2 protein-coding genes are annotated in these 2,264 nt (G+C 61.8%); both read left to right on the forward strand.

The features are described from left to right. On the forward strand, positions 1 to 556 hold a 556-nt coding region (locus tag EN990_RS34655; RefSeq protein ID WP_127388564.1), incomplete at its 5' end, for a c-type cytochrome. Next, the coding region (gene ctaD, locus EN990_RS34660; RefSeq protein WP_127388565.1) for a cytochrome c oxidase subunit I at positions 553 to 2,264 on the forward strand (1,712 nt) is incomplete at its 3' end. The genes EN990_RS34655 and ctaD, both read left to right, overlap by 4 nt.

Here is a 2,264-nt window from a genome sequence, read left to right on the forward strand (position 1 = left end):
TATCCCTGCCGGCGAGCCGGTGCGGCTGCTTTTGACCTCGACCGATGTGATCCATTCCTTCTGGATCCCAAGCTTGGCCGGCAAGCTCGACCTTATCCCGGGCCACATGAACGTCCTGGATCTCAAGGCGGACAAGCCAGGCGTCTACCGTGGTCAATGCGCTGAATTCTGCGGTGCGCAGCACGCCAACATGGGCACCTTCATCATCGCCGAGCCGCGCCCGAAATTCGATGCCTGGCTGAACGACCAGTTGCAGCCGGCCGGCGCGCCGGCGAGCGGCGAAGCCAAGGTCGGTGCGGACCTGTTCCTCAAACGCCCCTGCGTGATGTGTCACAGGATCGGGGGGACGCCGGCCGGCGGAACGGTGGCTCCCGATCTCACCCACATAGCCAGCCGGCAGACGCTCGCTGCCGGGACCTTGACGATGAGCCGCGGCAATCTCGCCGCCTGGATAGCCGACCCGCAAGGCATCAAGCCCGGCTCCCACATGCCGGTGGTGGAGCTCAGCGGCGATGAGCTCAATGCCGTGGTCGCCTATCTCGAGGGTCTGAAATGAGCAGCGCGGATCTCACAAGCCAACGCGACCTGCCGCCGGAGCGCAAGGTATCTGCAAAAGGCGACATCGCGCCCGAGCATGACGGACCGCGCGACACCGGCATGGATGATGCCGGCCTGCATCGCTGGCTCGAGCGCACCTGGCGGACGCCATCCGGCATCGTCGGAGCCTTGTCGAGCGTCGATCACAAGGTGATCGCACGACGCTATTTGATCACCGCTTTCGTGTTCCTTGGTCTTGGCGGCCTCAACGCTGTCGTCATGCGCATCCAGCTTTCTGGACCGCAACGCGGGCTGATCGGGCCCGACCTCTACAATCAGCTGTTCACCATGCATGGCGTTACGATGATGTTTCTGTTCGCCGTGCCCATCGTGCAGGCGACCGGGATCTACCTGGTGCCGCTGATGGTCGGCACCCGCAACATCGCGTTTCCGCGCCTGAACGCGTTCAGCTACTGGGTCTACGTCTCGGGCGGCGTTTTCGCCTGGGTGTCCTTCGCCCTCAACATGGCCCCTGATGTGGGCTGGTTCGCCTACGTACCGCTGTCCGGCCCCGAATTCGCACCGGGCAAGCGGGCTGACGTCTGGGCGCAGATGATCACCTATACCGAAGTGTCGTCACTGGCCGTCGCGGTGGCGACCATCGTCACGGTCTTCAAGCAGCGAGCCCCCGGCATGTCGCTGGACAAGATCCCGCTCTATGTCTGGGCGATGCTGGTCACTTCCTTCGTCGTCGTCTTCGCGATGCCGGCGGTGATGATCACCTCGACTTTCCTGATCCTTGACCGGCTGGTTGGCACGCACATCTTCAACCCGGCCGAAGGTGGGGATGCTCTGCTGTTCCAACACCTCTTCTGGTTCTTCGGCCATCCGGAAGTTTACATCATCTTCCTGCCGGCGACGGGCATGGTGTCCTCGATCATTCCTGTTTTCGCCAGGCGACCGACATTCGGTCATCTCGGGCTGGTCCTGTCGCTGATCGCGGTCGGCTTCCTTTCGTTCGGGCTTTGGGTCCATCACATGTTCGCCACCGGCCTGCCAAAGCTTGGCGCCAGCTTCTTCACCGCATCCAGCATGATGATCGCCATCCCGAACGGCGTACAGATCTTCTGCTGGCTGGCAACATTATGGGACGGCAGACCGGTGATCCGAACTCCGTTGCTGTTCGTCTTCGGCTTTTTCTTCATCTTCGTCATCGGCGGGCTGACGGGCGTGATGCTCGCCTCAGTGCCGTTGGATCTTCAGGTCCACGACACCTATTTCGTCGTCGCCCACTTCCATTACGTGCTGATCGGCGGCTCGGTGTTCCCGCTGCTTGGCGCGGCTTATTTCTGGTTCCCGAAGGTCACCGGCCGCATGATGAGCGAACGCCTCGGGCGGTGGCATTTCTGGCTGGCCTTCATCGGGTTCAATGCAGCCTTTTTCCCGATGCATCTGGTCGGCCTGTGGGGCATGCCACGACGTGTCTACACCTATCCGGCCGAGCTTGGCTGGGGCAACATCAACCTTTTCATCTCGGCTGGGGCGTTACTCTTCTTCCTGAGCTTTGTCCTGTTCACCTTCAACCTTGTGCATGGCGCGTTGAAAGGCACCTCGGCCGGCAACAATCCGTGGGACGCAGGAACCTTGGAGTGGGCAACATCCTCGCCGCCGCCGAGCTATAATTTCGCACGCATTCCCATCGTGACTCATATCGAGCCGCTCTGGGC

It is taken from the genome of Mesorhizobium sp. M7A.F.Ca.US.005.03.1.1 (assembly GCF_003997975.1).
Taxonomy (GTDB): Bacteria; Pseudomonadota; Alphaproteobacteria; order Rhizobiales; family Rhizobiaceae; genus Mesorhizobium; species Mesorhizobium ciceri.